5 protein-coding genes and 1 pseudogene are annotated in these 4,948 nt (G+C 64.8%); 1 reads left to right on the plus strand and 5 read right to left on the minus strand.

The window, feature by feature from the left end; all coding sequences use genetic code 11:
• Positions 1-337, plus strand: a pseudogene (locus AC1DYI_RS26440) (hypothetical protein); the annotation flags it as partial.
• 16 nt (positions 338-353) lie between these two features.
• Here the strand turns inward: AC1DYI_RS26440 and AC1DYI_RS26445 are convergent.
• The 5 genes from AC1DYI_RS26445 to AC1DYI_RS26465 form a co-directional block, all read right to left on the minus strand.
• Positions 354-1,121 carry an SDR family NAD(P)-dependent oxidoreductase gene (locus tag AC1DYI_RS26445; protein WP_477207109.1) on the minus strand — a complete coding sequence of 256 codons (768 nt, stop codon included), beginning with the start codon at positions 1,119-1,121 and terminating at the stop codon, positions 354-356.
• 276 nt (positions 1,122-1,397) lie between these two features.
• Positions 1,398-1,694 (minus strand): hypothetical protein, encoded by a 297-nt coding sequence (locus tag AC1DYI_RS26450; protein WP_477207110.1) that lies wholly within the window; start codon positions 1,692-1,694, stop codon positions 1,398-1,400.
• A gap of 416 nt (positions 1,695-2,110) precedes the next feature.
• On the minus strand, positions 2,111-2,512 hold the full coding sequence (locus AC1DYI_RS26455) for a hypothetical protein (protein ID WP_477207111.1): 402 nt from the start codon (positions 2,510-2,512) through the stop codon (positions 2,111-2,113).
• Positions 2,513-2,836: 324 nt separating this feature from the next.
• Positions 2,837-4,492: an ankyrin repeat domain-containing protein gene (locus AC1DYI_RS26460; RefSeq protein WP_477207112.1), complete on the minus strand. Its 1,656-nt coding sequence runs from the start codon at positions 4,490-4,492 to the stop codon at positions 2,837-2,839.
• A 155-nt stretch (positions 4,493-4,647) separates the two neighbouring features.
• Positions 4,648-4,948: LysR substrate-binding domain-containing protein (locus AC1DYI_RS26465; protein WP_477207113.1), on the minus strand; the 301-nt coding region annotated here is incomplete at its 5' end.

Raw genomic sequence — 4,948 nt, forward strand, 5'->3', positions numbered from 1 at the left:
GGCCTTGTTCGAGCCGTCTACCGGGGGCACGTGGGTGGTTGAAGTTCTGGCCAACGACGCGTCAGAAGTCGATGCTGTCTGCAAGGCGCTCGATGCTGCGGGCGCCGCAGCAGAAGACTGGACATCGAATGTGCGCACGCTGTGCAGGCAGTGCAGCGAGGGAACGCCGCACGAAGACCACGACCATGATCTTGTCGACGCGGCAGATGGTCGCTACCGGCTGGGTGTTGCGCCAACCGACCCGGCAGAGGCCGAACGGGTGCTGCGGGCCTGGGATGCCGGGCGCGGCCGGTTGCTGAGCTTCGAGTGCGTTTTGCCTGCGCCAGTGCAGCACTGAGCCTCTCGGGTGCGGATCAAACGATCGAGACGCCGGTGAGTTCGGCAAGCCTGGCAATGAGCTGATCCTGGAACACCGGGTCAGTCACTTCGCCGGCTGGAACCTGCCGCTTCTTGTGGCGCCAATACCCGCCGCTGATTTTGGCGGCGGGCTCTTCGCTCACAGCCAACCAAGCCTGCGTCTGGTGACCCATTTCCAGATCGTCAGTCGCGTTGGCGCCTCCCATCCGGGTCGGCACCCAGCCCGGATCGACTGCATTGCTGAGGACCTCCGGCCAATGGCGCGCAAGTGCCGACGCGAGCGCAGCGACATGCAGCTTGCTTTCGGAGTAGGCCTTGCTTGCCTGCCAAGGGCGCTCGGTCCAGTCGATATCGCGCAGCGAGCCTTCTCCATCGCTGTGCATTTCGCTGCTGAGGTACAGCAAACGATTCGGTCGCGCTATCAATGCGGTCAGTAGGTACGGCGCAAGTGTGTTCACAGCCAGCACCTTGGCATGCCCCTCAGGCGTATTTCCCCGTTCAGGTTCCAAGTAGATGCCAGCGTTGAGGATGACAACGTCCATCCGGCCGATGGCGTTCACCTGGTCGGCCACCGCGCGGGTTTCGATTGCGCTTGCGAGGTCGCCATACACGACTGCAGAGACACCGGGCAAATGGGAGCGAAGTGCACGGGCGCGCTCTTCGGATCGCGCATGCAAGACGACCTCGTGCCCGCCCGCCATGAGGGCCTGCGCCGCGGCGCGACCCAGGCCCTCGGTCGATCCGGTGATGAATATGCGGCTCATGAGACTTCCTCTTGGTGATTCCGCCAAGGCCATTTTTCAACGCGGATTCATTGTCTTGCCGGAAGGTGCGGTTGGGCTGGCATGACACCGCTTGATCAGGAGGGCCAGACGAACAGGCACCGCTAGCAGGTCCTCGTTGAGGGCTTGGTCGCCGATCTTCCCTGAGCCCCAGATAGTGGTCGGCGTCACGAAATCGAAGAGGGAATTTCGTGCCGCAGCCTACAGGGTATGGGAAGTCTTCTGCAGTGCTTCTGTACATTGGCTGCGTCGTCCTATCTAGACAATGCCGCCGCGTCGAAGAATTTCGACAAACGTCTTCATTTGCTCACTGGTGTCGACCAGACCCTCTCGTTTTTGATGGTAGTTCTGCTGAATTTCTCCGTTTTCTCGAAACATCCTAACTTCCTCCTGAATGGCTTCTCGAATTTCGTCAGGAAGGTTTGCAAAGTTGTCCGACGAACCTTGCTTGACGAACTCAGCTTGTAGGGCCAGTGCTGCGTCACGTGAACCAAGCACTTGACGTCGCCACATATCGACCCACTTGTTGATGGCTGTTCCACAGTCGTTTGCCATGCACTGAATTTCCAAGTTCGAAACTGGATTATTGTCACCAACGTACAAGAGGCAAGCGAGTCCGGCCAAAGGGCGCGCGGCCACGGCTCGCATCCGGTAACACTGTCGCGGCATTCCGCTTCAGGCCTCGGCATGGCTACGCGGAGAGAAATTTCTCGATCAAGCGGACAGTCTCTCGCCGAGACGTTGATCAGCTCAAGGCCTACCGGAACTCGTGAGTGCTGCTGCGCATCGCCTGCGCGACTGAGGTCTGCAGGCGAAGCATGTGGCCAAGGCGTCGCGCGAGCAAATGGACTGGGCGCCACGACGTTCGCCCACGCGCGGCCAACGAGGCCATAGGTCTCATCAGCCGCGGGGGAGGCCTCGCAGCAGGGACGCAGCCGGCATGCCGCCGGGCGGCTCCCGAGTGGGGCTGTTCAGTGCACGCTGGTCGGCAGCGATACGGTCACTTCGTCGACGTCGCCGTTGGCGCGGGCATTGAAGCGCAGCAGCATTGCGCCATCTGCACTGGCCAGTCGATAGGCGCCCGCGGGCAGCAAGGGCACCGGCCCGGCGTTTTCAAGCTCGACGGTTGGGCGCTGTCGCGCGCCGCGAATAGACAACAGGCGGCCATCGGCCAGGCGGTAGTCGCCACGGATGGCAGCGAACTCCCCCTCGGGCACCTTGCCGCGGCGCTGGCCCTTGATCTGAACCTGCTGTGAGTCGGCCGCGCTGCCCGCGGAGACCTCGTCACCGGTGGCGGCCCGCACAGAAGTGGCGGAGGTGGCGATTACACCCAGCGCTCCAATGGCCACGAGAGACGTCATGAATCGATGCATGTCAGGCTCCTGTTGGTTGAGGGCCTGCACAGTTTGGCGAGCGCCACCGCCATGACCATGGCCATGCGACAGACTCAGGTGCCCGGCGGATGGACTGCGCCACTGCGCGATGAACCGTTCAACCCAAACGGTCGCGGGGGCTATGTGCGTCGGAGAGGTGAGCGGGGCGCGAGGGTCACGTCTCTCACCGCAACACTTCGCCGCGCGCCTGGCGAATCTCATGGTGATTACTTCTTCAAAATCCCCGCGCTGGCCTTCAGAAGCTGGCCGCGACGAGACTACCTTTTCGTCGCAGGCTCGTCGCCGTTCTCCGCAACTGCAGTGTTAGTCGCGTGGCAATGCGGAGCCGAGCAGGATGTCCGTGACCTCATCCGAAAACAGGCAGCGCTCGTCGCCGATAAGCACGCCTGCCGCATCCTGAGGGTCGGGCCGCGCGGCAGGCATGCCGTGGGCCATCAGTGCCTGGGCGCAACCTGGCCAGTCTCCGCCGTGGACGGGTTCATTGAGCGAAGCCCACGACAGGGTGCCGACGGCGTTGCCGTCGAAGCCGTGTCGCGTCTTCCAGTCCGCCCCGTGTTCGAGCAGGAACCGGGTCAGCATCGCATCGCCGCGGAAGATGGCCATGTTCAGGGCGGTCGCGTCCCAGTCTCCGCCGCGAACGTCGATGGGCCAGCCCAGTTCGACCATTAGCTTCACCGCGTCGCGGCAGCCCTCGGCCGCAAGCTCCGGAAGCAACCGGCGCTGGGTGTCGTGGAGCGTTCCGACGAGGCCTGGGTGCCGCGCCTCACACTCGCGGGCCGCAGCCTCATCGCCGCGAGCGCAGGCGGCCATGAATGCCTCGTCCGCCGGCAGCGGCTTGTGGCCATCGCCGGCCGCCTGCAGCAGCTGGGCGACTTCGGTCAACCCGAAGCGCAGGGCCACGATATGCGCGGGCGTGCCGTCCGGCGTGGCCATGTTCGGGTTGGCGCCGGCAGCCAGCAAGGCTGCGATGTGCGCTGGCGAGCACCGGCGCCGGATGGCCCACATCAAAGGCGAACCCCAGTCCGACGTCGGCGCACCCAACGGCCGTTCGTTGGCATCGCCGCCGTGCACCAGCAGCAACTGCAAGGCCTCGACGTCGTCGAGGTCCAGCACGCGGTACATCGCGTTCGTACCAGCCACGCGTGCACCTGCCTCCAGCAGCAGCCGGGTGCAGGCCGGCCGGTCCAGCGAGTGGTAGAGCGACTCGCCGTCGTTGGGGTCGGCTCCGGCGTCGAGCAGCAACTTCGTCAGTTCGGGGTCGAGGTTCTGCCCGGCAGCGCCGTACAGCGCCGAGAGCCGGTGCTCCTCTGAAGGCGCGGCCACTGACGCTGGCGGCCAGCGGCTGCCGATAGATTGATTGGGCGAGGCGCCCGCCCCGATCAGCAACTTCGCGCAGGCGTGCAGCCGCTCACGAAAGGCCGGCAGCTTCATGAGACCGGAATGCGTGACGGCCACGAGCGGCGGCAGCTGCAGCGGGCCGCCCGCGCGATGAACCCACTCAGGGTCCCGCGCCGTGGCCTGGCGCAGCACAGTTTCGTCGCCGGTCGCGCAGGCCAGGTAGGGGTCGTCGCCCAGCAGGGCAGGGTTGTCTTCGAGCAGGTGCAAGGCCACCGCCGGCCTTGCGCCGTTCATGCCGCCGGCGATGTCCCCCGCGTACACATGGCACAGCCAATGGAGGACCGCCCGGGCCGGGTCATCGGCCTGAGCGCGGCGAGCGAGCACAACGCCTTGCAGGTCGGCCCACGACGCGAAACCATACTCGCGCGCAATGCACGATTGGGCATCGTGCAGCCGCAGGCCCAGGCCCGCAATGGCGGCGTCGCGCAGGCCCGCGGCCGCCGGCAGGGATTCGCGGAACCGGCGCAGGGCCGTGGGGTCGTCGTTGCGGCAAAGAGCCAGCAGCTCCTTGGCCTGCTTCTTCAGGTGGCCGATGTCGGCCCGGGCGGGCAAGCGCTTCATGAAAACCTCCGTGCATCAGACGCCGATGTCCCGCAAATTCGGCTGCACAAAAGGCTGTAGAGAGAGCACATGAAGGCAAGTGGGTTCAACCCTTCCCGCGGGACCGGGGGCGCCTTGCAGCGCGGCCGGATATTAGTCGATCCAGGACGCTCCGATCAATCGGCCGTTTCGTGGCCATGCGTGATCGCCAGTTCATCGATCAGCAAGTCGAGAAATCGCCTGACCCTGGGCTCCAACAGTCGCTTGGTGGGGTAGATCGCGACAACCTTCACCTCGCCAAAATCATGACCCGGAAGGGCCTGCCGCAACCGCCCTGAGACCAGGTCTTGCTGGATGAGGAATGCCGGCAGAAATGCCAGACCGAGACCTGCGATCGCAGCCTGCCGAATGGCTTCACCACTGTCCAGCCTCAAGCGGCTGCGCCCCTCGGCTTTGACCCATTCGCCACCCTCGTCC

Source organism: Ideonella sp. P3_A4 (genome assembly GCF_056403075.1).

Coding starts and splice junctions, on each gene's coding strand:
- AC1DYI_RS26445 (WP_477207109.1), bottom strand. CDS start 1,121: ATGAGCCGCATATTCATCACCGGATCGACCGAGGGCCTGGGTCGCGCC.
- AC1DYI_RS26450 (WP_477207110.1), bottom strand. CDS start 1,694: ATGGCAAACGACTGTGGAACAGCCATCAACAAGTGGGTCGATATGTGG.
- AC1DYI_RS26455 (WP_477207111.1), bottom strand. CDS start 2,512: ATGCATCGATTCATGACGTCTCTCGTGGCCATTGGAGCGCTGGGTGTA.
- AC1DYI_RS26460 (WP_477207112.1), bottom strand. CDS start 4,492: ATGAAGCGCTTGCCCGCCCGGGCCGACATCGGCCACCTGAAGAAGCAG.